Origin of the sequence: Microcystis sp. M44BS1 (assembly GCF_020244875.1) — a bacterium.
GTDB classification, from domain to species: domain Bacteria; phylum Cyanobacteriota; class Cyanobacteriia; order Cyanobacteriales; family Microcystaceae; genus Microcystis; species Microcystis panniformis.
This window is the reverse complement of record NZ_JADBVM010000256.1, coordinates 1-22,923: the sequence shown is the minus strand read 5'-3', so window position 1 is coordinate 22,923 and position 22,923 is coordinate 1. Positions and strand designations below refer to the sequence as shown.

General features: G+C 42.9%; 19 protein-coding genes and 1 riboswitch. Of the genes, 5 read left to right on the top strand and 14 right to left on the bottom strand.

All coding sequences use genetic code 11. From position 1 onward, the window contains the following. Nucleotides 1–266: 266 nt before the first annotated feature. The 3 genes from gcvT to queA form a co-directional block, all read right to left on the bottom strand. The gene (gene gcvT / locus IM515_RS19940) at nucleotides 267–1,373 is read right to left on the bottom strand and encodes a glycine cleavage system aminomethyltransferase GcvT (RefSeq protein WP_287627073.1); all 1,107 of its coding nucleotides are present in this window, start codon (nucleotides 1,371–1,373) and stop codon (nucleotides 267–269) included. 217 nt (nucleotides 1,374–1,590) lie between these two features. After that, the gene (locus IM515_RS19935; RefSeq protein WP_287627072.1) at nucleotides 1,591–3,279 is read right to left on the bottom strand and encodes a serine protease; all 1,689 of its coding nucleotides are present in this window, start codon (nucleotides 3,277–3,279) and stop codon (nucleotides 1,591–1,593) included. Between the two features lie 163 nt (nucleotides 3,280–3,442). Then, nucleotides 3,443–4,540, bottom strand: coding sequence for a tRNA preQ1(34) S-adenosylmethionine ribosyltransferase-isomerase QueA (gene queA, locus IM515_RS19930; RefSeq protein WP_287627074.1), 1,098 nt, complete (start codon nucleotides 4,538–4,540; stop codon nucleotides 3,443–3,445). A gap of 160 nt (nucleotides 4,541–4,700) precedes the next feature. Between queA and IM515_RS19925 the strand changes: the two genes are divergently transcribed. Next, nucleotides 4,701–5,090 carry a hypothetical protein gene (locus tag IM515_RS19925; RefSeq protein WP_002733765.1) on the top strand — a complete coding sequence of 130 codons (390 nt, stop codon included), beginning with the start codon at nucleotides 4,701–4,703 and terminating at the stop codon, nucleotides 5,088–5,090. Between the two features lie 3 nt (nucleotides 5,091–5,093). Here IM515_RS19925 and IM515_RS19920 read toward each other — a convergent pair whose 3' ends face one another. After that, nucleotides 5,094–6,146 carry an LOG family protein gene (locus IM515_RS19920; protein ID WP_287627071.1) on the bottom strand — a complete coding sequence of 351 codons (1,053 nt, stop codon included), beginning with the start codon at nucleotides 6,144–6,146 and terminating at the stop codon, nucleotides 5,094–5,096. A gap of 269 nt (nucleotides 6,147–6,415) precedes the next feature. Continuing rightward, nucleotides 6,416–7,603: a tetratricopeptide repeat protein gene (locus IM515_RS19915; RefSeq protein ID WP_287627070.1), complete on the bottom strand. Its 1,188-nt coding sequence runs from the start codon at nucleotides 7,601–7,603 to the stop codon at nucleotides 6,416–6,418. Between the two features lie 37 nt (nucleotides 7,604–7,640). Here IM515_RS19915 and IM515_RS19910 point away from each other — a divergent pair, with 37 nt between their 5' ends. Next, nucleotides 7,641–8,816, top strand: coding sequence for an esterase-like activity of phytase family protein (locus IM515_RS19910; RefSeq protein ID WP_287627069.1), 1,176 nt, complete (start codon nucleotides 7,641–7,643; stop codon nucleotides 8,814–8,816). Nucleotides 8,817–8,927: 111 nt separating this feature from the next. Here the strand turns inward: IM515_RS19910 and IM515_RS19905 are convergent, their stop codons facing one another. From IM515_RS19905 to IM515_RS19895, 3 genes are all read right to left on the bottom strand, one after another. Then, nucleotides 8,928–9,479, bottom strand: a complete 552-nt coding sequence (locus tag IM515_RS19905) for a LabA-like NYN domain-containing protein (RefSeq protein ID WP_002751943.1) — start codon at nucleotides 9,477–9,479, stop codon at nucleotides 8,928–8,930. 381 nt (nucleotides 9,480–9,860) lie between these two features. Beyond that, nucleotides 9,861–10,685 carry a sulfurtransferase gene (locus IM515_RS19900; RefSeq protein WP_287627067.1) on the bottom strand — a complete coding sequence of 275 codons (825 nt, stop codon included), beginning with the start codon at nucleotides 10,683–10,685 and terminating at the stop codon, nucleotides 9,861–9,863. Next, on the bottom strand, nucleotides 10,654–11,097 hold the full coding sequence (locus IM515_RS19895) for an ATP-binding protein (protein ID WP_002764935.1): 444 nt from the start codon (nucleotides 11,095–11,097) through the stop codon (nucleotides 10,654–10,656). The genes IM515_RS19900 and IM515_RS19895 overlap by 32 nt, the downstream gene beginning before the upstream one ends. Nucleotides 11,098–11,269: 172 nt before the next feature. Here IM515_RS19895 and IM515_RS19890 point away from each other — a divergent pair, with 172 nt between their 5' ends. Beyond that, the gene (locus tag IM515_RS19890) at nucleotides 11,270–12,406 is read left to right on the top strand and encodes a SpoIIE family protein phosphatase (protein WP_002764936.1); all 1,137 of its coding nucleotides are present in this window, start codon (nucleotides 11,270–11,272) and stop codon (nucleotides 12,404–12,406) included. Here IM515_RS19890 and IM515_RS19885 read toward each other — a convergent pair whose 3' ends face one another. Further along, nucleotides 12,407–12,730, bottom strand: coding sequence for an STAS domain-containing protein (locus IM515_RS19885; RefSeq protein WP_287627065.1), 324 nt, complete (start codon nucleotides 12,728–12,730; stop codon nucleotides 12,407–12,409). Between the two features lie 145 nt (nucleotides 12,731–12,875). On the opposite strand from IM515_RS19885, the gene crtO reads away from it, so the two are divergent. Beyond that, complete coding sequence (gene crtO / locus IM515_RS19880) at nucleotides 12,876–14,522, top strand: beta-carotene ketolase CrtO (protein WP_287627064.1); 1,647 nt, start codon at nucleotides 12,876–12,878, stop codon at nucleotides 14,520–14,522. Between the two features lie 216 nt (nucleotides 14,523–14,738). Here crtO and IM515_RS19875 read toward each other — a convergent pair whose 3' ends face one another. From IM515_RS19875 to IM515_RS19865, 3 genes are all read right to left on the bottom strand, one after another. After that, nucleotides 14,739–16,754 (bottom strand): ABC transporter ATP-binding protein, encoded by a 2,016-nt coding sequence (locus tag IM515_RS19875; protein WP_287627063.1) that lies wholly within the window; start codon nucleotides 16,752–16,754, stop codon nucleotides 14,739–14,741. Nucleotides 16,755–16,786: 32 nt separating this feature from the next. Then, the gene (locus IM515_RS19870; protein ID WP_287627062.1) at nucleotides 16,787–17,959 is read right to left on the bottom strand and encodes a glycosyltransferase; all 1,173 of its coding nucleotides are present in this window, start codon (nucleotides 17,957–17,959) and stop codon (nucleotides 16,787–16,789) included. Nucleotides 17,960–18,065: 106 nt separating this feature from the next. Beyond that, nucleotides 18,066–19,403 carry an ArsB/NhaD family transporter gene (locus tag IM515_RS19865; protein ID WP_287627061.1) on the bottom strand — a complete coding sequence of 446 codons (1,338 nt, stop codon included), beginning with the start codon at nucleotides 19,401–19,403 and terminating at the stop codon, nucleotides 18,066–18,068. 232 nt (nucleotides 19,404–19,635) lie between these two features. Then, a riboswitch (cyclic di-AMP (ydaO/yuaA leader) is annotated at nucleotides 19,636–19,766 on the bottom strand. Nucleotides 19,767–19,958: 192 nt separating this feature from the next. Between IM515_RS19865 and IM515_RS19860 the strand changes: the two genes are divergently transcribed. Beyond that, nucleotides 19,959–20,537: a DUF3172 domain-containing protein gene (locus IM515_RS19860; RefSeq protein WP_193961675.1), complete on the top strand. Its 579-nt coding sequence runs from the start codon at nucleotides 19,959–19,961 to the stop codon at nucleotides 20,535–20,537. 204 nt (nucleotides 20,538–20,741) lie between these two features. On the opposite strand, the gene IM515_RS19855 is transcribed toward IM515_RS19860, so the two are convergent. After that, nucleotides 20,742–21,059 (bottom strand): P-II family nitrogen regulator, encoded by a 318-nt coding sequence (locus IM515_RS19855; protein WP_287627060.1) that lies wholly within the window; start codon nucleotides 21,057–21,059, stop codon nucleotides 20,742–20,744. A 74-nt stretch (nucleotides 21,060–21,133) separates the two neighbouring features. Next, on the bottom strand, nucleotides 21,134–22,114 hold the full coding sequence (locus IM515_RS19850; protein WP_287627059.1) for a sodium-dependent bicarbonate transport family permease: 981 nt from the start codon (nucleotides 22,112–22,114) through the stop codon (nucleotides 21,134–21,136). Nucleotides 22,115–22,923: the final 809 nt, after the last annotated feature.

Below are 22,923 nucleotides of genomic sequence, written 5' to 3'. Positions count from 1 at the left end.
TCCTCACCTACACAGAAGATAAGTTGTCAAGGTTCAGTTGTTACTGTTCCTTGTCTTCTATACGCTAGGTTGTTATACTAACTTTCAGAAGAACGAATCGCACCTTTGTATTCTAGTACAAACATTTTGACACTGCTCGACCGAGTATCAATGTCTTAACACAAAATTCTTTAAGTTGACAATACATATTTATTTAAAGCCGCCCGACCCTACACTAAAGGGCGGGGTTTGTACCCAAATTTTCGGTCAAGACCTCGGTAGTTACGTTACTTTTTACTTTTATAAAAGGGTTTTTTAACTACGGTAGCGGGGTAGGTGCTGCCGCGTATTTCCACTTCGATCGCTTGTCCGATCGAGGCGAAAGGTGTGGGAAGATAGGCTAAAGCGATCGCTGTGTTTAAAGTTGGTGATAAAGTGCCACTGGTGACTTTACCCACCACTTCCCCGGCGAATACTACCGGATAATCGTGACGCGCGATATGTTTGCCGGACATCTGCAATCCCACTAAGAGCCGATTGACACCATTAAGTTTTTGGTCTTCGAGGACATTGCGACCGATAAAATCGCCTTTTTCTGGCAGATGAACTAACCAATTTAAGCCAGCCTCTAGGGGACTCGTGCTATCGTCGATATCCTGTCCATAAAGGGCTAAAGCTGCCTCTAAACGCAGGGTATCCCGGGCCCCTAAACCGCAGGGAGTCACCCCTAAATTTAAGAATTCTGTCCAAAGTTGCTGCCCGATTTCAGGGGGGGCCATAATTTCAAACCCATCTTCTCCCGTGTAACCGGTCCGGGCGATAAAAACTTTTTCCCCGAAAAGCTGGCTTTCCCAGTGATTAAATAGGCCAAAATCGCTTAATTTTTCCCCGATCAAGGGCTGTAAAATTGTGGCTGCTTTGGGTCCTTGCAGGGCAATTAAGACCCTTTCTCGGGATAAATCCGCTAATTTTACCCCCGATCCCTCTAAATTGCCTAAAATCCATTCTCGATCTTTATCGGTAGTTGAGGCATTAACAATTAACAGGCCCTGGCTTTCGCTTTGGTAGTAAAAGATAATATCATCGATTATGCCACCGTCCGGGTTAAGTAAAACGCTATACTGTGCCTTTCCTGCCCTTAAACGGGCTAAATTAGAGGGAACTAGGGTTTGGAGAGATTGAACCAGATTATCGCCAGTTAAGATAAATTTGCCCATGTGGGAAATGTCAAACATCCCGACACCGTTGCGGACAGCATTATGTTCGGTTTTTAGGCCGCTAAACTGTATCGGCATCTCCCAACCCGCAAAAGGGGTAAATTTGCTGGTTTGTTGGGCAATTAAGTTGTATAAGGGGGTACGAATAGCGGGGGAAGTTGCTTCTTGGTTAGCCACGGTGTTCTCGATCGAATGGTTTTCTGCCTAGAGTAGCATAGCAGTTATCAGGAGACTCCGAGACAGGAGACAGGTTTTGGGGTTTTGGGGTTTTAGGGTTTTAGGGTTTTAGGGTTTTAGTTCAATTTCCCCACTTCCCCACCTCCCCACCTCCCCACCTCCCCACTTCATAATTCATAATTCATAATTCATAATTCCCACTTCCCCACTTCCCAATTCATAATTCCCACTCTCTTAACCTTTCTCGCACTCTGTCAATGGGAATTGCGAAACCGCAGCCCAATCTAACGGCATTTTCTAGGGGTTTAGGAGTGGAGGGATTATCACAAAATAAACTCGCTTGGGAAATCACTCCCACCACTTGATTTTTATCGTTTAAAACTGGACTTCCCGACTGTCCAGAAACGACAAACATGGATAAACTTAAGGATTTTTCATTATTATCATTAACCGTGCCTTTGCTGACAGTCCAATCTTTTTGATTAAAAGGATTACCGATCGAGATTACTGGTTGATTAGGGGCAATTGGTAGGGGTGCTAAAGCTAAAGGTTTTAAATCTGGGGGGGGATTTTTTACCTCTAATACTGCTAAATCGAGCCAGTCATTAGCTGGGTTAATGTGGAGAATTTTAGCTTTTGAACGCTTGCGGATTTTCCCCTGGGTTGGTTGGCTATAATACTCCACAAAAATGCGTGCCTCTGCATCGATTTCTTGACGGGAATTCGTCACCACATGGCGGTTAGTTACGATCCAAGCTCTATCTTTATCTCGTTTTAATAACCAACCAGTGCCGATACCATTGTTATTTTTGCCGCGCACGATAATTTTAACAATTGAGCGTTTTAAATTCACCAGAGGATCACTCTTAACACTGGGAATTATCTCTGGCATTTTTAATAATTCGGGATTGTCGTGAATTAATCGCCCCCGTTGGATTTCCTGTAAAATAAATCTAGCTTCTGATAAATTGGGATCAATTTCTACGGCCTGCCGACACCAATTTAGACCCTCATCGATCTGACCACTATTGATATAGGTATAACAAAGATTTTCGTAAATATTAGCATTCTTGGGGCTAATTTGCCGCGCCTGTTGAAAAACTGCCATGGCTTCCCCTAGTTTTCCCTGTTCCGCTAAAGCTTCGCCTAAATAATTATAAATATCCCCATCTTTAGGAGCGTAAATTAAAGCCTGCCGATATATTTGCTCTGCTTCCTCCCATTTTCCCTGTTTTGCTAGGGTTTCTCCTAATTTTTTGTAGGTTTCACCCTGACTAGGTATCAATTCTAGAGCTTGCTGATAGGCATAACTGGCCTCTGGCCAGAGTTGCTGTTCACTGTAGGCCTTTCCCAGATAAAAATAGGCTTTTCCCTGAGTAGGATCGAGAAAAACCGCTGCTTGCAGAGCTTTCGCCGCCTCATCCCAACGTTGTGAACTATAGAGGGCTTTTCCTAGCTGAAATTGCGCTTTAAAAGTTGGTTTAATGATAATTGCTTTTTGGTAAGCATCGATCGCCTCTGACCATTTTTCCTCCTGCGCGAAGATATCCCCCAAAGCCACTAAATAATTACTTTGGGAGGGTTCCATCGGTGGTTTATCATTAACGATAAAGCCACGATTATATGCTTGTAAGGCTTCAGAATAGCGTTTTTGACTTTGCAAGACCTGAGCGATTTTTATATGGGCTTGGACTGAATTTTCGTCAAAAGATAAAACTGTTCGGTAAGCAGACAGAGCCGATTCCTTCTCCCCCGCGGCCAAAAGTTGATCGCCTTGCCAAAGATAAGCCAAGGCAATAAGATAAAAAATAGCAAAGGGAGCGGCGACAATGAAGGCAATAATTAAAAATATTTGCAGGGGTTTGCTAGAATAGCGGCGACCGATTTTAATATCTTTTCTTTTCATTTCTTGGTTAGGATAGACAACAGGCTAGAGGTGGTTCGATAATCGACCTAGACCAATTTAGATGCGCGGGCCGCTTACACATATTTTTCCCCTTTCCTGTTGCCCTTTCCGCAGTTCTGCTCCTCCTTCTTTCTAGGGTGTGGATGTAATTTTGTCCAACTACTTACTGATTACTGCTGCAAGCGCTGGGTAGGATTAACATAGCGTCACCGAAAGAATAGAAACGGAAACGTTCTTGGATAGCTGCTTGATACAATGCCAGTAGTCTTTCCCGTCCGACTAAGGCACTGACTAACATCATCAAACTGGACTTGGGTAGGTGAAAATTAGTGATCATGCCGTCGATAACCCGCCATTGATAACCCGGATAGACAAATAAATTGGTTTTTCCCTGAAAAGCGGTTAATTTATCGCTCTTAGTTTCTTTAATTGCCCCTTCCAAGGCGCGAGCTACCGTGGTTCCTACGGCGATAACCCGGCCACCTCTAGCCTTTGTTTGGGCAATTTTTTCGGCAGTTTCGGCGGAAATCTCTAAAAATTCCCGGTGCATTAGGTGTTCTGTAATATTTTCCACTTCCACGGGACGAAAGGTTCCCACTCCCACATGAAGGGTGATATAGGTGGTATCTATACCCTTCTGGGCGAGCTTATGGAATAATTCGGGAGTAAAATGTAATCCGGCCGTGGGAGCGGCCACAGAACCCTGTTTATTACCGTAAACTGTTTGATAACGGTCTTCTTCCGCCTCTGATTCGGTGACGTAGGGGGGGAAAGGAATATGACCGTACTCCTCCAACATATCCCAAAAACTGCGTCCGGGATGACGCTGAAATTCCAGCAGACGACCACTGGTGTTCAGATCTCGATCGATTACTTTCGCTAACCATAATTTTGCTTGGTCTTCCGTTCGCCCTGTTTTCGGATAAAAAAGGACTTCTGAACCGACTTTAAAGCGTTTTCCCGGTTTCACCAGAGATAACCAACGATGGTCATCCTGTTCTTCCAATAGTAATATTTCTACGGGTGCGCCTGTGATTTTACGTCCAAATAAACGGGCCGGAATCACGCGGGTATCGTTGAGAACCAGCAAATCCCCCGGCTCTAACCAAGTGGGTAAATCCCGAAAAATAGCCAAATTATGACTATTGGGAGAATCTACCACCAAAAGACGGGAACTGTCTCGGGGTTCTGCGGGATTTTGGGCAATTAACTCCGGAGGAAGGTGATAATCGTAGCTGGAGAGTGATTGGTCAGGGATCATCGTCATTATCATCATAAAGATCTTCGCAAAAGTTGGGTAATTCTACCCAGGCGAACTTCACTAAATCGGGGATTTCTCCCCTTGGTATCTGGAACGGTTTATCGTCAGACTAGAGATATAACACTAATCGTGACTATTAGCCAACATCCCAGCGGCCACTATGGACTATCTCTATTTTCTTGCTAACGCTAGTCTAACGCTACGAGTCACCGAATACCTGCGATCGATGACTCATCTACCCTCCTCCGTGATGACGGTTATCCATCAGATTAACGGTTGGGTGGTCAAGGTCAAGTTTAATCAAATGCTTACTCCTTGCCAACACGGGGATTTTCGCGCCTACATGAATGAGTTAGGGATTCCCTATCAACCGGAAATGCGTCTCCAGATGGTTTTTTGGAGTTTGGAAACAGGACAATCCCCGATTGATGTCATGCGTCGTTACCAAGTGGCGATCGTCTCCCATGGTACCCCGGATCAGCAAGATATAGAGGCTTTTCGGCAACAATTTACTAAGGGTTTAGGATACTGTCCGGAAACTCTAGCCTAGGGTTTATTTTCTCTCGGGATGCTCTTCGAGGGTCACTACAGGACTTAAATCGTTGATGTGATCAATTAATTGATACAAGCGTCCGTAACTCTTGCCGTTAAAGTAAAAAACTAGACGAGGTAAATGGTGGCTGGAATCCCGATTCTCTCGTTCTAGAATTTTACTAGGTTCGATTTTCCCCTTAACTACGATATCGCCGAAGTTTTGGTTAATTTGTTCGATCTGTTCCCCGCTTAGTTCGTGATTAAGACGAATAACAAAGGATTCTCCCACAAAACGGCTGGAGTGATACACCCGATAGAAGTGGCGAATTGTTTGACAAGCGTGGTCTAGATCGTTGGTAATAGTATAAAAATTCCGATCTTCGGCGGATATCAGTCCTCTTTTTTGCAGATTTTCACTAATTTGTGCTTGCCAAGTTTGCCAGTAGTCCCCATCAGGCTCATCAATTAATACTAGGGGTGCAGGTCCGTATTTACCCGTTTGACAGAGGGTAAGCGTCTCAAAGGCCTCATCTTGGGTGCCGAAACCACCGGGGAATAAAGCTACTGCGTCACTTTCCCGCAGAAAAAATAGTTTTCTGGTAAAGAAATATTTAAAGTCGATTAATTTGGCATCATTTATGATATAGGGATTAGCCCCCTGTTCAAAGGGTAGCTGAATATTTAATCCGAAGGAATTTTCCCGTCCGGCGCCTTCATTCCCTGCTTGCATGATGCCACCCCCGGCACCGGTTAACACCATAAAACCGTATTGACTGATACAGCGTGCGAACTCTACTGCGAGACGGTATTCACTGCTCTCGGGTTTGATGCGTGCCGAGCCAAAAATGGTCAGTTTACGAATGTGACGGTAGGGGTAAAATATCTGAAATCCCTTTTCTAGATCTTCGATCGCATAGGTTAAAATTTTCCAATCCAGGCGATCAATTTCCTCCTCGGCAATTCTGACTATTGCTTCTAGAGATCTTTGAATCCATTTGCCATCTTTTAAGTGGGGCAAATGTTGCAGCAATTTCCGCAAGTCTTCGGTTAATTCAGAATAGGAATTTTCCATTGGTGGGTTTGGTTTTGGGTTTTAGGGTGTTGGGGTTTTAGGGTTTTAGGGTTTTAGGGTTTTAGGGTTTTAGGGTTTTAGGGTTTTAGGGTTTTAGGGTTTTAGGGTGTTGGGGTTTTAGGGTGTTGGGGTTTTAGGGTGTTGGGGTTTTAGGGTTTTAGTTGAATTTCCCCATTCCCCCATTCCCCCATTCCCCCATTCCCCCATTCCCCCATTTCCCCATTTCCCCATTTTCCTGTCCATTAGTTAACTATTCAAAGACTTAAAGATCACTGTTCAGGATTATTTATTGCTTGATTAACTTGGGTGATTTGGGTTTGAAAATATTGTTCACGATAACGGATAGCTTGGGCTAATTCCGCACCTTTTTGGAAAGCGAGTAAAGCTTGGGGATAATTTTTTCTTTCTAGATAAATTTGACCGATTTGATCGTAGGTGTTCATTAAACCGTAGTAATTATAACCCAATTCATGGACTTTAATTAATTCTTGATATATTTGTAAAGCATAATCTACCTGTTGATAACTTTTGTAAAGTTCGGCCAACTTATTTAAAGCTTCTCCTGCGGTGCCGTACTGTTGTAAAGCAAAAGCGAGAGAATAGGCTTCTTGAAAGTTTTGGCTGGCTTTATTGGCATCTTTTAAAGCTTGGTAATCTAAACCAATTTGAATTTTTAGATCGGGAATTAACTGTATTTGCTGATTTCTGATCTGGGTTTCAGCTATTTCTTCTTTAATTTTTACTGCGTTAGCTGGTTGCAAAGATTCTCGATAAATTTCTGCTAATCTTTGCAGATAGATTCCTTGAGTTAAAGAATTATTCTGCGCCTTAGAAATAGTTAATAATTCTTCGTAAACTGGGGCGGCTTTTTGATAATCAAAACGGGATAAATGAATTTGACCAAGTTGATTTAAAGTTGCTTCTACTGCCACATTATCCCCTGATTTTCTGGCATTAGCTAGGATTTGATCATAGATGATTATCGCCTCATTAAAAGCTCGTACCTGTTGATAGGATGTACCTAGTAATGCTAATAATTCCCCGTCCATTGTCTGGTTAGTTTCTGCGGTTTGTTGCACAGATTTTAAACGAGCAGTAATTAATTTAACATCCTCGGTTCGATCTCGATTCCAAGCTGCTAACCCCACTTTTCCCAAAGATTTTACTTCTTCTTTGGCTCCTAAATAACGATTTAATTTAATCACTTCATACCAGATAGGAAAAGCTTCCTCATTTAATCCCGCATTGTATTTAGCTTGAGCTTCAGCATCGCGTTGATCGATGTATAATAACAGTTGACGATGCTCCAAGGGAGTTAAAGGGCGATCGATTCCGGGTAATAAAGGACTTTTTAGGGGAGTTTCGAGGGGATTGGGTGCAGGGGTTTCTGTTTGTGCTAGGAGAGGAAGGGAAGTACCGATCAAACAGAGCCATAAACTGAGAGAAAAACGTAGCATAATAGATTGATAAGAGCGTAGTAGAGGATGATATTTTGTGATCGATCGATTCTATAAGAGACTGACTGCCGAAAATTTCCGTTTCCCAATTTTGGGTTTAATTGCTAGTTTAATTGTAACCTTTAGTCTGGCTGCCTGTGGTGTCTCCCCGCAAGTTTTGGCAGAACAACGAATGTTTCTACCCCTCTCGATCGAGTTTTTGGGAGAATATCAATTACCACAAGCGGATTATCAAGGGACAAGGGTGGGGGGATTATCGGCAATTACATACGATCGCGCCAATAACCGCTTTTATCTCCTCAGTGATGATCGTTCTCAGAAAGCTCCAGCCCGCTTTTATCGGGCTAGTTTGCAGATAAATGGTGAAAAAATCGAAAAAGTGAATTTAGAGGCAGTCACGTTCCTAAAAGATGGCAAGGGAGAAACTTTTAAAAAGGGATCGATCGACCCAGAAGGTATCGCTTTTTCGCCCCGACAAACTTTGTTTATTTCCAGTGAAGGTGCGGTTAAAGAGGGAATTGCTCCTTTTATTGCTGAATTTGATTTGCAGGGACAATTAAAGGAGTCTTTGTTAATTCCTAATCGCTTTTTACCGGATGATAGCAATCAGAAAGGAATACAGGATAATTTAGGGTTTGAATCCTTAACTTTAGGGATTACCAGCACTCTCAAAGACGATCCTTTTCGTTTGTTTACTGCCACAGAAAGCGCTTTAATTCAAGATAGTCCCACAGGAAAAAGAGCAGAAAATCTCAGAGTGCGACTTCTTCATTATCTGATCGATCCGATTGGTGCGCCTGTGTTAGTATCGGAACAGTTGTATGTGTTAGATGAGCCACCCAGCGGTGCGAGATACTACGGTTTAACGGAATTATTAGCTTTAGAAAAAGAGGGTTATTTTCTCAGTTTAGAGCGAACTTTTGGTTTAGAAGGTTTTGGAGCGAAACTATTTCAGGTAGTTAACGGGAGTGCCACTGATACCTCGAAAATCGCCAGGATACCGGGGGAATTAGAAGCTTTACAGGTGCAACCCTTGCGGAAAAAATTATTACTAGATTTAGGGACTTTGGGGATTGATTTAGATAATTTAGAAGCAATGACCCTCGGTCCAAGATTAGCTGATGGTAGTCGCTCTTTGATTTTAGTCAGTGATGATAATTTTAATCCGAATCAGGTCAATCAGTTTTTACTCTTTCGACTCAAGGAAAAATAAACAAGAGATGGTTAATTGCCTCACCTATCCCCTTCTGGGAGAAGGGTTGGGGTGAGGACTACCAATAAAGAAAAATGGGATAAATAGCCGGTTTAAAGACAAAACGGCCGATTAATAATCACTTTTTTCGATATCTTTGCGAATATCATTCAGGTCAATATAGCGATCGGTGGCATTTCGCAATTCCCTAGCGATCATCCCTTCCGTAGAAACTACGGTAATATGAGTATTTTTAGAGCGCAATAGTTCGATCGCTCGTTCAAAATCGCCATCACCGCTAAATAAAATCACTCGATCGTATTGATCGACGGTATTAAACATATCGACGACAATTTCGATATCTAAATTAGCTTTCTGGGAAAAACGACCGGAACTATCATCATAATATTCTTTCAAAATTTTTGTTCTCACTGTATAACCCAAACTAATTAAAGCATCGCGAAAACCTCTTTGATCTTGGGAATCTTTTAAACCCGTGTACCAAAAGGCATTAATTAACATGATATTCGGGTCGTTGGTGAAGTAATTTAACACCTTGCGCGGGTCAAAAAACCAACCATTTTTTTGTTGAGCATAAAACATATTATTGCCATCCACAAAAATCGAAAGGCGATCTTTCGGACGGGTGCCACCATTACAATGACAAAGACCGGCTTCTGTCATACAAAATACATACCTAATTTTTTATAGAGTTTAACTATAAAATTACTTTTTAGTAATTTTACGGGGGAAAACGACTATTCTTTGGGGAATAGCGGTGATTTGAGAGCAAAAAGATAGCAACTAAAATAAAAATTAGCTTTTTTGTCTAAGTAGGGAGGCACAATTATTTGTAGGATGGGTTAGCGGTAGCGTAACATAATCGGGCGTTGGGTTTCATGCTTCAACTCAACCTACGTTCATCTTATATTTAATTCCACCCACCCACTGAGGAGACAAATTAGATAATAGTTTCGGAATAATTAAAAGTGATAATAGGGGGATTGTACAGTAATTAGGTCATTTTGATAATCTTTCTCGATAGATGGGTATCAACAAGGCTGGTTAGATCAGGTAGGAACACCAATCACTCCAACCTCCAGAATATAGCTTAACATTGTCGTATCCGGCTAGGGTCAGGGAAAAGATATTAACACAGGCTGTCACTCCTGAACCACAGTAGAGGATAATTTCTTGATCGCCTTGCCGCTCTTGCCAACGTTGTGTTTGCAGGTCCTGGGGTTGAGAAAAACCCTGACTATCGGTGACTTCCAACCAGGGATAATTAAGCGCCCCCTCGATGTGACCGGCGATCGGATCAATCGGTTCCCTTTCACCCCGATAGCGATCGCTTTCCCTGGCATCAATTAACACCACTCCCCCTTGCTCTTTTTGCCTTTTTACCTCCTCGATCGTCACTACCCAATCCTGTTGAACTTGGGGGAGAAAAGCGCCGGTTTTCGGCACAGGTATCTGATTAGAGACGGGATAACCGGCATTTAACCAATTTTGCCAACCACCATCGAGAATGCTGACTCGTTCATGGCCGAGATAACGTAATAACCACCAGAGACGACTGGCAAAGGCAAAACGGGAGGCATCGTAGGCGATGACATGGGTTTGACCGGAAATCACCCCTAAAGAGCTTAATTTAGCGGCTATTGTCTGCGGATTCGGTAAAGGATGACGGCCGCCATGACGGGCAACGGGAGCCGATAAATCGCGATCTAGGTGTAAATAGAAGGCATTTTCAATATGATTGGCTAAATACTCTTGATAACCGAGATCGGGATCGTTTAACTGAAAACGACAGTCAATAACCATCAGATCGGGGCGATCGAGATTAGTCACTAACCAACTAGGAGAAACTAGGGGTGCGATCGGATTCATGGCGGGAAAATTGTTTAATAATTAATAGACAGTTGCGCTGATCTTCAGTGTGAGTATAACTGAGTTGATCGGCGATTTTTTGGAGTATCGGCAGTCCTTGCCCATGACCGGAGAAACTATGGTCAAGATGGGCATTTTTCTCGATAAAGCCCTCTAAATCGAAGACGGAACCCCGATCCCAGATGCGAAGTTCCATCTGGTGGGGGGTAATCTCGATCTCGATCTCGATCGGAATTTCGGGGGGTAGGTGTCGGTGAGCGTGACGGACTGCATTGGTAAAACCTTCGGCAAGAGCAAGCTGACACTGGAGCCAGTCTTTTTGGGGAATGCCCGCTGATTCAAGTTGCTCAAAATACTTTAAAACGGTATCTAAGGACCTGAGATCGCTATCTACCTGAAAAGAAATCTTCACCCCCGGTTTACCTCTGCAATGCCTTACGCTAGAAGTTATACCATTTTTCCCAAACTATGAATGATGTGTTAGCTCGATTCTGGATTTAATCCCATCTTGAGGGACAAGCAAAGTCATCCGTCAGGGGGTCGGGGGTAGGCAGTAAGATGGAGATAGTTGAGTTACAAAAAAGATGGTACGAATTCTAGTAATTGATGATGATGGAGTAATTCAAACGTTTCTGAGCCGCGCTTTGCAGAAGGAATACGAGGTTTTTGTTGCCAGTGATGGGGAAGAAGGATTAAAGCAAGCGGGGCAACTAAAACCGGCGATGATTATTTGTGATTGGATGATGCCGGGGATCGATGGGTTGGAAGTTTGCCGGCAAATTAAGCTTAATCCCCAACTGTCAACGACTTTTTTTATCCTCTTAACTTCTTTGGGATCGGTGGAGGATCGGGTGAAGGGATTGGATGCGGGGGCCGATGATTTTTTGTGTAAACCGATCGAGATTAATGAGTTAAGAGCGCGCGTGCGTGCGGGAATACGTTTGCATCAATTAAGTCATGATCTGCAAGCGCAAAAACAATTACTAGAAATGGAGTTAGCGGAGGCGGCGGACTATGTGCGATCGCTGTTACCCGAATTTTTCATTTCTCCAAAACTTGCTATCGATTTTCGCTTCCTTCCTTCTCGTCGATTGGGGGGCGATGGTTTTGATTATTATTGGTTAGATAATGACCATTTGATGTTATATCTTTTAGATGTGGCGGGTCATGGTTTACGAGCGGCTTTACCTTCCCTTTCGGTGATTCATCTTCTCCGTTCCCGTGGTTTAAGTCAGGTGAATTACTATCAACCTAATCAGGTTTTACAAGGGTTAAATCAAGTTTATCAAATCAGTCCTAAGAATGATAAATATTTTACTATTTGGTACGGGATTTATGATCAGAAACAACAACAGTTAACCTATGCCAGCGCGGGTCATCCCCCGGCAGTTCTCCTGACTAAAAAACCTTTTGGCCAGATGATTGAAACCAGACTGAAAGCCCCCGGTTTTCCCATCGGAATGTTTCCAGAAGCGGAATATACTAATCAGGTTCAATCCCTGAATTTACCCAGTAGCCTTTATCTTTTTAGCGATGGAATTTACGAGATCGATTGTGCTGATGGGAGGATGTGGGGACTGGAGAACTTTATTCAATCTTTACGAAATTATCACTGTAATTACGCCAAAAATCTCGATAATTTTATTGAAGAAATTCAAGCTTTACAATTCGATGGTAATTTTAACGATGATCTTTCGATTATGCAGGTGGATTTTCACTGATTAACCTCCGAGGATTTTTTGTTCTAATTCTTCTCGGTTATTAAAAATTTCAAAAACTCGATCCATATCGGTCAATTCAAATAACATTTTTATCTGCTCATTAATCGAGCATATAAATATTTTACCCCCCGCAGAACGCACGGTTTTTAAGGATAAAACTAGCGCACCTAAACCAGAACTATCCATAAAGGTGACATCCTTGAAATCAACGATAATCACCTCTGAACCTCCCTGCACGGCTTCGGCAATTTCTTGGCGAAATTCGCTGGCTTGGTTGCCATCTAAAATACCCGATGGTTGCATAACTTTGATGGAAGAACTCATAAAAAAAAGGAAAAATTAAATGTTTTCTACCTGCTCACTGATAATTGCTCGCTGAAATCTGCTGACAGCAGCTAATCTTTAACTATTTTTAACATATTAGGGTCAAGAAAAGCGCAAAATTAAAAATAGGAATTTTTGAAACTGCATGGAAAGTTACGATGTCATCCTCATCGGTGCGGGGCATAATGGTTTAGTTTGTGCCGCCTATCTCCTCAAAGCTGGTTATCGCGTCCTCCTTCTCGAACAGCGTAGCGTACCAGGAGGAGCGGCTACCACAGAAGCGGTTATCCCGGATCTGGCCCCCGATTTTAAGTTTAATCTCTGTGCGATCGATCACGAATTTATCTTTTTAGGACCAGTAATTGAGGAATTAGAGCTAAAACGCCACGGATTAGAGTATTTATTCTTCGATCCTACCGTTTTCTGTCCCCATCCCTCTGGCCAATATTTTCTTTCCTATCGCTCTCTGGAAAAAACTCACGCCGCAATTGCCCAGTTTTGTCCGCGAGATGCCGATCGCTACCTTCAGTTTATCGACTATTGGGGACAGTTGATGAATGCGATCGGTCCTTGGTTTAACGCTCCCCCCCAAGATTTGCTCAGAATCGCCCGCAATTATAACTCTAGTGCCTTAGCTAGTGTCTGGAAAGCGATCGGCTCAAAAAAGAAACTGCTCGACTTCATCCGCACGATGATTACTTCCCCCGAAGATGTCCTCAATGAGTGGTTTGAGAGCGAATTTGTCAAAGCACCCCTGGCTCGTCTAGCGGCAGAAATTGGCGCTCCTCCCTCCCAAAAAGGGATTACCTCCGGGATGATGATGATGGCGATGCGTCACTCCCCCGGGGTGGCTCGCCCTCGTGGTGGTACAGGCGCACTAACCGAGGCTCTGGTGAAATGTGTTGTCAGTCTCGGTGGGGTGATTTTAACCGAGCAGAAAGTTAAACAGATTCTAATTGAGGAAGGACAAGCGATCGGGGTTAGGGTGGACTCTGGACAGGAATATCTGGCAAAAGCGGCTGTTATCTCTAATATTGACGCTAGACGAGTTTTTTTACAGTTAGTCGCTCCCGCCGATGTGGATGCCGCCGATCCGGAATTGCGAGAAAGGGTAGAACGGCGAATTGTCAATAACAATGAAACAATTCTTAAAATTGATTGCGCCCTCGCCGAAGCGCCAAGGTTCGAGGCTTACGATCACAAAGAGGAGTATTTACAGGGAACGATTCTCATCGCCGATTCCGTGCGTCACGTTGAACAAGCCCACGCTTTAACGATTTTGGGGCAGATTCCCGACGAAAATCCCTCGATGTACCTAGATGTCCCCACTATTCTCGATCCCTCCATGGCTCCCCAGGGCAAGCATACCCTCTGGATCGAATTTTTTGCCCCCTATCAGATTGCCGGGGCCGAGGGAACAGGATTAAACGGCACGGGATGGACGGAAGAATTAAAAAATCGCGTGGCCGATCGAGTTCTTGATAAACTGGCCGATTATGCTCCCAATCTCAAATCTTCGCTCATTGCCCGTCGGGTGGAAAGTCCGGCCGAATTAGCTAATCGTTTGGGTTCCTATAAAGGTAATTACTATCATCTTGATATGACCTTAGATCAGATGATTTTCCTGCGTCCTTTGCCAGAAATAGCTAACTACAAAACCCCAATTAAAAACCTTTATTTAACTGGGGCAGGAACTCACCCCGGCGGCTCAATTTCGGGAATGCCGGGGCGCAATTGCGCTCAGGTTTTCCTGCGGGATCGAAGCACTTTTCTGCAACGATTATTCAACTAAGTAGGGAGGCAAAATTATTTGTAGGATGGGTTAGCGGTAGCGTAACCCATGCAGGCGTTGGGTTGAAGCATGAAACCCAACCTACGTTCTCTCTGACTTCTTGTTTTAAGATGGAGAATGAAACAGCCCTAGGGGGGCAGGGGGGTGGGGAAATAAATAATCAGTTTTTAATAACTGGATTTACTATGACAACAATTTTTGATTTTTGCAGGAGATCTATCGAGTCGAGGAATACTCGTAGTCTTCGATAATATGGAGAAGTCGCATAGCTGAACTACAGGATTCTTCTAAAATTTCCTGTTTCTCCTGAGAATCTTCGATTAAATCTTCAGATACTAGACGCAAAGAACCTAAAAGACTATTAAGACTGCTTCTCGCTTCGTAGGATAAATAAGCTTTTCTTTTTTGCTCATCTTCCCTATTCTTAGAGTCGGCCTCTTTGCTATCACTAAATTGCAGAGCGTGTAAACGGGCATAATGACCACCTTGAGCTAATAATTCCTCATGATTGCCGATTTCTGCCACTTTTCCCTTGTCTAGCACCACAATTTGATAGGCTTTTTGAACAGTGGAAAGACGGTGAGCGATCACAAGAGTAGTTCGCTCGCGACAGAGTTCATCGATCGCTTCCTGTACTAAACGCTCAGAAATTGTATCCAAAGCACTGGTGGCTTCATCGAGAATGAGAATATCCGGATCTCGCAGTAAGGCACGAGCGATCGCTAGTCTTTGTTTTTGTCCCCCCGAAAGTCTCACTCCCCGATCGCCAATTTCCGTATCCAGTCCTTCCGGCAGTTTGGAGATAAACTCGTAGGCATTCGCCCTTTTTGTCGCCTCTAAAATTTCTGCATCACTAACATCGCTTAATCCGTAGGCAATATTAAAACGGAGAGAATTATTAAAGAGAAAAGTGTCTTGACTGACTATTCCCATCGCTTTTCTCAAGGATTTGAGATCATAATCCCGTAAATCGTGACCATCAAAAAGAATCCTCCCGGCTGTAGGATCATAAAAGCGTGGTAATAAATCAGCAATTGTCGATTTTCCCGCCCCCGAAGCACCAACAAGAGCGATCATTTTTCCTTTTGGAATCCAAAGATCGATGCCCTTGAGAACTAATTCTTGATGACCAGGATAGGAAAATTGGACGTTATCAAAATGAATACCTGTCTCTAATCTTTGATAGGGAATAGAGCCATTGCTCATAAATGGTTTATTCTCTCGAATGAGAAAATCCGCTACCACCTCTACTGCGGAAACATCACCCAATAGACTACCCCTAGCACTGTTAATTTGACTAACTATCGGCAGGGCCCGGAAAAGTACATAGAGATAGGTCAATAAAATTGTCGCTAAAGCTTGCAGTTGTTCATTGAAAAGATAACGACCAGCAATGATAATTAAAGCAATAATAATTACCCCGCCGATCTCATTGAGCGGGGCGATTACAGCATTATTAGTCTGGGCATCTAAACCCGCTTTCTCCCTGGCTTCGATATCTTCCACAATAGATTCTAATTCGTATCTTTCATTGCCTACCGCTTTAATTAGGCGAATTCCCGTTAACAGTTCCAACAGTTTATTAGTTTGCTGTTTAGCCGTTACGGTGATAATATCTCCAAACTTTTTCGATCTCTTGACAAAGTATTGATTAAGCAGAGCTAAAAAGCAACCCAAAATACTAGAAAGAATAGTCAATTGCCAAGAAATTGATAATAAAATAGCCAAGTACATGAAAGCTGTGGCGATAATCTTAACCAAGCCAATGTAATTTCTAATTGATCCCACGGCTCGATTAATCTCGGACATAAAACGATTAAAAATATCTCCTATTTTACTTTTTACATAATAATCTATATCCACTTCTAGCAACAGAATAACTGAATCAATTCGCATATCTTTGGCCATAATCAAAGACAAGTAAGTGCCTAGCCAATTACTGACAAAATTGGTAATGTGCTTGAGAATTAAAATTAATAATATCGCCGCAAACATCCAGAAAAAACGAGTATCGACCGAGAAAACCTCGAAAAGGGAGAGCAGCTTTTTGATAATTTGGGGGGCATTTTTTAAAAGATCATTTTCGGGATTAATAAAAGAAATTAGTAAGGGGATAACTAAAACAGTTCCTACGCCATTAAATATGGTACTGACAAAGCCGATAACAATACTGGAAATCACTAATATCCAGTATTTAAGCGTATATTTAAGGAGAATTTGATTAGGATTCATCGCAAGTAATAAAGTAAATAGTCAACGGTCAACTAATATTTCCCTTCCAGAGAAGTAATTATGCCAGAGAGAGTTGTCGCCATGGCGGTGGTACTATAGGAGGCGATACAGCGCTCTCTCGCTTTTAGTCCTCGTGCATTAGCCGAGTCGAGATGATTAAAAACTTCGCTAATCATAGCAGCTAGTTGCTCTGGCGATCGAGGTTCGACTAAATAGCCAATATCAGCTAAAATTTCGGGAATATCTGCCACTTTAGTGGAAATAATCGGTTTAGCCATCGCCATACCATCGGTGAGTTTAATCGGAAATTGGGCGTTAGCCGTGGCTTCATCCCTCTGGGGAACGATAATAGCATGGGCAGCGGCGATAACTTCCGGCATTCGATCGATCGGTTGAGCAGGTAAATGAATTAACCAAGGTTGACCTTTTTCTAGCAAACTATCCAGATAGCCATCCCCGATTTGGCGACCTCCCACCACCACCAATTTAAAATCAGGATCAGCAATTTTATCTAAAGCGATTAAGACATCTTCTAAACCTTTGTGGGGTCTAGCAGTACCCGGGAACATTAAGACTTTATAGGCGGATAAACCGTATTTTTGACGACAAGCGACAGGATCGTAGAGATTGGGATCGAAAAGTTGCGTATCCTTGCCATTCGGTAAATAAATCCCCCCATAGCGCTTTTGCAAAAATTGATTATTAACCGTCACCGCATCAGCGCGGTTAATTAAATTTTCCATCCAACGCAGATAGAGAGGGTGATTCGGGTCCCTAAGCGCACCATTTTTTTTGAGGATATCCCTAGCTAATTGTCGGGGATGAGGACGATAGGACCATTGATCGCCACCAAACCAACTCATTTCCCAATCGTCAATATCGAGAATTAGGGGACGTGGGGAAAAAAAACGTTTCAGTAAACCGATGCCAAAACTGGTGGGACGGGGTTTAACCGCGTAGATAATCTCTCCGGAGAGGCGATCGAGTAAAGTTTTGATCTGGCCAAAAAACTGGGGATAATTATTGCCTTTGACCGATACCAGGGGTAAATTCCCCGGTGGGGTGGGATAGATTTCCCGGCCAAAAATCGGACCATAGACCGTCACCTGACAGTTTAGCTGTTGCAAGACTTGAGCAATCAAATAGACTCTTGTGCCACCACCACCGGATAAATCTGGTGCTAAAACAGAGATTTTTTTGTTCACGATCGCCGATCAATCCAGATTATCTAGCACGATAGGAGAATGTTAATCAATGTTAACGTTTTTGTCAATCTTAGGCGAACTTAACATTAATGCCACCGGAGATAGACTAGACAAAGAAAATTAACATATACATTGCCGAGACGACTAACTGAGTAAACATCACTGGTAAACCGTAGCGCAGAAAGGTATGAAAAGTAATTTTGCCCCCGTGTTGTTCAGCGATGCCGGCGGCGACAATATTAGAAGAAGCCCCCACTAAAGTACCATTACCCCCTAGGGTGGCCCCATACATCATCGCGTAGAAAAGCGGTAAAACTTCCGGGGGAAAAGAACCGGCATAATCGGGAGAAAGAACCTCTGTCCCGACTAAATTAACATTAACAAGGTACTGTTTCAGCAGTGGAACCATCGCCACCACTAGGGGAATATTCGGAACGACACTGGAAACAAAACCGACAAAAAACAGCAAGACTAGAGAACCTAAAAAGATATTTTTGCCTAAAATTATCGCCAGAAATCCCGAGACACTATTAACTACCCCAGTTTTTTCTAAGCCGCCAATTAGGACAAAAATTGACATGAAAAATAATAGGGTACTCCAGTCCACATCTCGGAGAATATTATGAACCGTATCTATCTTCGATTGCTGGGCTAAAAGTAGGGCTAAAGCTGCCCCCATCAAAGCAACGGCAGCAGGAGCAAGGGGTACAGGAAAAGATTCACCGACCACGAATAAAAATAAGACTAAAAATACGATAATTCCCCCCAGAGCTAAGACGCGAGGATGATTAATTTTCGGATGGGGTAAGTCTTCTAAATGCTCGAATTTTGTCCGCCAGATTTTGGGGAATAACCAAGGCAACATCACCAGAATGGTAATTACTGCCAATGCCCCACCTAAACTCAAACGCTGTAGGTATTCCATGAAGGTGATATTAATAGAATCACCGACGATATAAGTAGCGGGATCACCAACAATAGTTAATAATCCAGAACTGTTGGCCACGAAAACCATCAGGATTAAGAGCGGCACAAAATCCACACCTATATCCTGTGCCAATGGAGGAATTAGAGGTGCTAATAACATCACCGTGGTGGCGTTGGGTAATACCGCACAGATTGGGGTAGTAATGGCAACAATTCCTATTAGTAATAATTTGCCCTGTCCCTTGGCTAAAAGCACCATTTGTGCTGCTAAATAATCAAAAATCTTCGTTGGTTCAAAGGCTCTCACTAACACCATCACCCCAAAAAATAGGGCGAGAGTGGCATAACTACGACTGATATAACCCACCGCCTCCTGGAGAGTCATGATATGGGTAAAAACTAAGATTAAAGCTCCTAATAAAGCCGCTACGGTAATATGGAGCCACTCGAACATAATAACCACAATGACTGCAATAAAAGTCATCGCAGCAATCCACATTGGTAAAGATTCCAGCATTTTTGATCCTGTTTTTACTTTCGGTTTCTCGATAGGACTAAAAGTTTGCCCAAAGAATGTACAGCAAACTCATAGAAAATATGGTTATCTACGGAAAATCTTAAAATTGTTGCGATCGGTAAGCTGACATGAGAATCCCCATAAACAATGTCTCCTGTAAGTTATGACTATCAAGTAGTACCAGCGACATAACTGAACCGATCAAGACATTGCTAGGAATGTAGTGATGTTTCAGTCTTCCCCCCCACGCCGACGAAGTTAGCTGACGGGCTAGGATAGAGAGATATCCTTTTCTAGGCTAAAAAATCTAGAAATACGCCCCCAAATGTGGTTCCTCCGCTCCGAATTTGTCTAGCTAATATCTAGCATAGAAACTTGGATTAGGCTGACTTACTCTGTTTAGTCATCCACCATAGCATACTAACCCAAAAAAAACTATATAGCCCTATACCAGACCTATCCTGTCGGTTATCCCCCGGGTTGCTAGGATAGAACAATGATAAGCTAATAGCTAACGACTGACCGCCATAGCAGCCACAGGAGAAAGAAATTTCTATGAATAGAAGACCTCGTTATACTCCTCCCCGATCGCGCGATCGTGATTATGACCGATCCTATGGGGATGACTCCCGCGCTTCGGCTGCTGGGGGCCTATTAGCAAAATTAAACTATGCCATGATCGCCCTGATTGGCGGTATTTTTGTACTAGGGGTGGGTCTCGGTCTGGTATTCAGTTCTACCGCTAATTTTAGCCCCGAAAACGTCGCTTCCCGGGAAGTAATCGATCGCAGCGCCCCCAATGCAGAATTATGCGTGCAATTTGGGGCCAGTGCCATTGTCACCGATTTGCGGGTTTATGTCACTCTTAACCCCTTTAACGTTTTTGTCACCCAACCAGTCATGCAACCCGGTTGCGTTTTGCGACGCAATAACTGGTCAATTTTAGAACAACAAAAATTAGTCGATGGACAGCAGGTACAAAGTTGTAAAAACCGGATGAATACCTTTGGTTATACCGGCCCCTTGGAAGGCAAACCGAAAATCGATTGTATCTTCCAAAATGAAGCTGGGGGTAATCTTTTTGTTAATCCTGCTGGCGCTGTTGGCCCCAGACCAGATACAGATAAATTCTAAACTGGAAAAGATTGTTCTCCTGACTGCTGACTCCTGACCACTGACTCCTAATTAACTAAGTAGGTGGGGGAATTAAATATAAGATGAACGTAGGTTGGGTTGAATCATGAAACCCAACACCCGCATAGTTTACGCTACCGCTAACCCATCCTACCAATAATTGTGCCTCCCTACTTACGACAATTTTTGATTTTTACGAGAGGTCTAATGAGTTAGCCATTGGGCCGTAGTCACCACAAAAATTCCGCCAGCTTTTTTTAAAATAGGCCGAATTTTATCGATCAGATGATTAAGTTGTTCGTCACTATTACAAACCGTCATAATGTAGCTACCACTGTAATCACAATCGAAGTCATCACAGGATAAACCTCGATCGCCTTTTCCCGAAGCATTGCCAAAGACGGTATAACCGGAAACTCCGACAACATCAAGAACGCTTAAGGTTTCTTCCAGAAAAGCATGACTAACAATTATGTCCACTTTTTTGACAATTTGTAGGGAAGGATGAGGGGATTCAAGCATGGTAGTTAAGTACAAAAAGGGACAAGTGAAAGAGAACAATTTTGACAGGAATTATTCAAAACCCGCCGGGCTTTTTAGACTCCACAGCCAATGATTTTGATCATCTCTAGGTACAGAGGAATACCGATGATGATATTGAAAGGAAAAGTTAAAGCCAAGGCCATAGAAACGTATAAACTAGGATTCGCTTCGGGAACAGTCATTCTCATGGCCGCAGGAACAGCAATATAAGAGGCACTGGCACACAAAACAGCGAATAATAAAGCATTGCCCTGTTCAAATCCGAGAACCTTAGCAATGAGAATCCCCACCATAGCATTGATGACGGGAATGAACACCGAGAAACCGATGAGAAAAGAACCAGTTTTGCCTAATTCTCGAATTCTTTTCGCAGCCACTAATCCCATATCTAGGAGAAAGAAAGTTAAAGCACCATAAAAAATCCCTTGAGTGAAAGGTTGTAATTTTTCCCAGCCTTTTTCCCCCGTGAGCATACCAACAACAACACTACCGACTAAGAGAAATACCGAACCATTTAAAAAGGCTTCATGTAGAACCTTTGACCAAGAAAACGCTTCTTCTTCGCCATTTTTCTCTTTAAAGACTCGCACCAGGATTAAACCCACTACAATCGCCGGCGATTCCATTAAAGCTAAGGCCGCTACCATGTGACCGCCATAGGAAATATGAAGTTTTTCTAAAAAAGAACTGGCGGTGATGAAAGTAACGGCACTAATGGAACCATAGGCTGCTGCGATCGCTGCTGCATTGGCACTATCGAGTTTAATTTTCAGGATAAAGAAAGTGTAAATGGGAACGATGCAAGCCATAACCACAGAGGCAATCAAAGTTAAAGCAATTTGGTTATTGATGCCACTTTCCGCTAGTTCATAACCTCCCTTGAAACCAATCGCCATCAACAGATAGAGAGAAAAGAGTTTAGGCAGTGGTTGGGGAATCTCTAGGTCGGATTTAAAAAATACTGCCAGCATTCCTAAGAAAAAGAACAAAACCGGCGGATTGAGAATATTGAACAGGATTAAGCTGCCATCCATAGGTTTGCGTACATTGAGTTATTTCAATCTATACTATTCGATTTTGAGAATACTGGGGAAATGTTAAGTAGTCGTGCAAAATTAATTTCCTAGTCGAGACTCCGAGACTCCGAGACTCCGAGACTCCGAGACTCCGAGACTCCGAGACGGGAGATGAACGTAGGTTGGGTTGAAGCATGAAACCCAACGCCCGATTATGTTACGCTACCACTAACCCATCCTACAAATAATTGTGCCTCCCTACTTAAGATGGGTGATGTTTCAGTGATCAGAACGTAGGTTGGGTTGAAGCATGAAACCCAACGCCCGATTATGTTACGCTACCGCTAACCCATCCTACAAATAATTGTGCCTCCCTACTTAAGATGGGTGATGTTTCAGTGATCAGTGATCAGTTATCTTGAAGCCGTCAGCTTTTCTCCCTTCTCCCCTCTCCCTTCTCCCCCTCTACAATAGACCTCTTGTAAAAACCAAAAATTGTTGTTAGGGTTAGGAGTCAGTAGCCAGTAGTCAGGAGTCAGGAGAATTAAGAATGAATAATAATCAGTTAAATGGTCTATTTACACACTTTATGCCATTTAATCCTTATTTTTGCCGTTTTTGAACCCTGAAAAATTAATTATGCAAGAGGTTTAATAATTACTCGCAGCCAGAAATACGTTGGTTAATATCATACTTTGTGCTTTTTGTCAAAAAAACTTTTTTTTTGCAATAAAACTACATAAAAAAAAGATCATCGTTGTGGGTGAAATTGACTGATTTACCCGTCTTAATTAGGATCACCTTCTAGGTGTGGCAAGGGTTTCAAC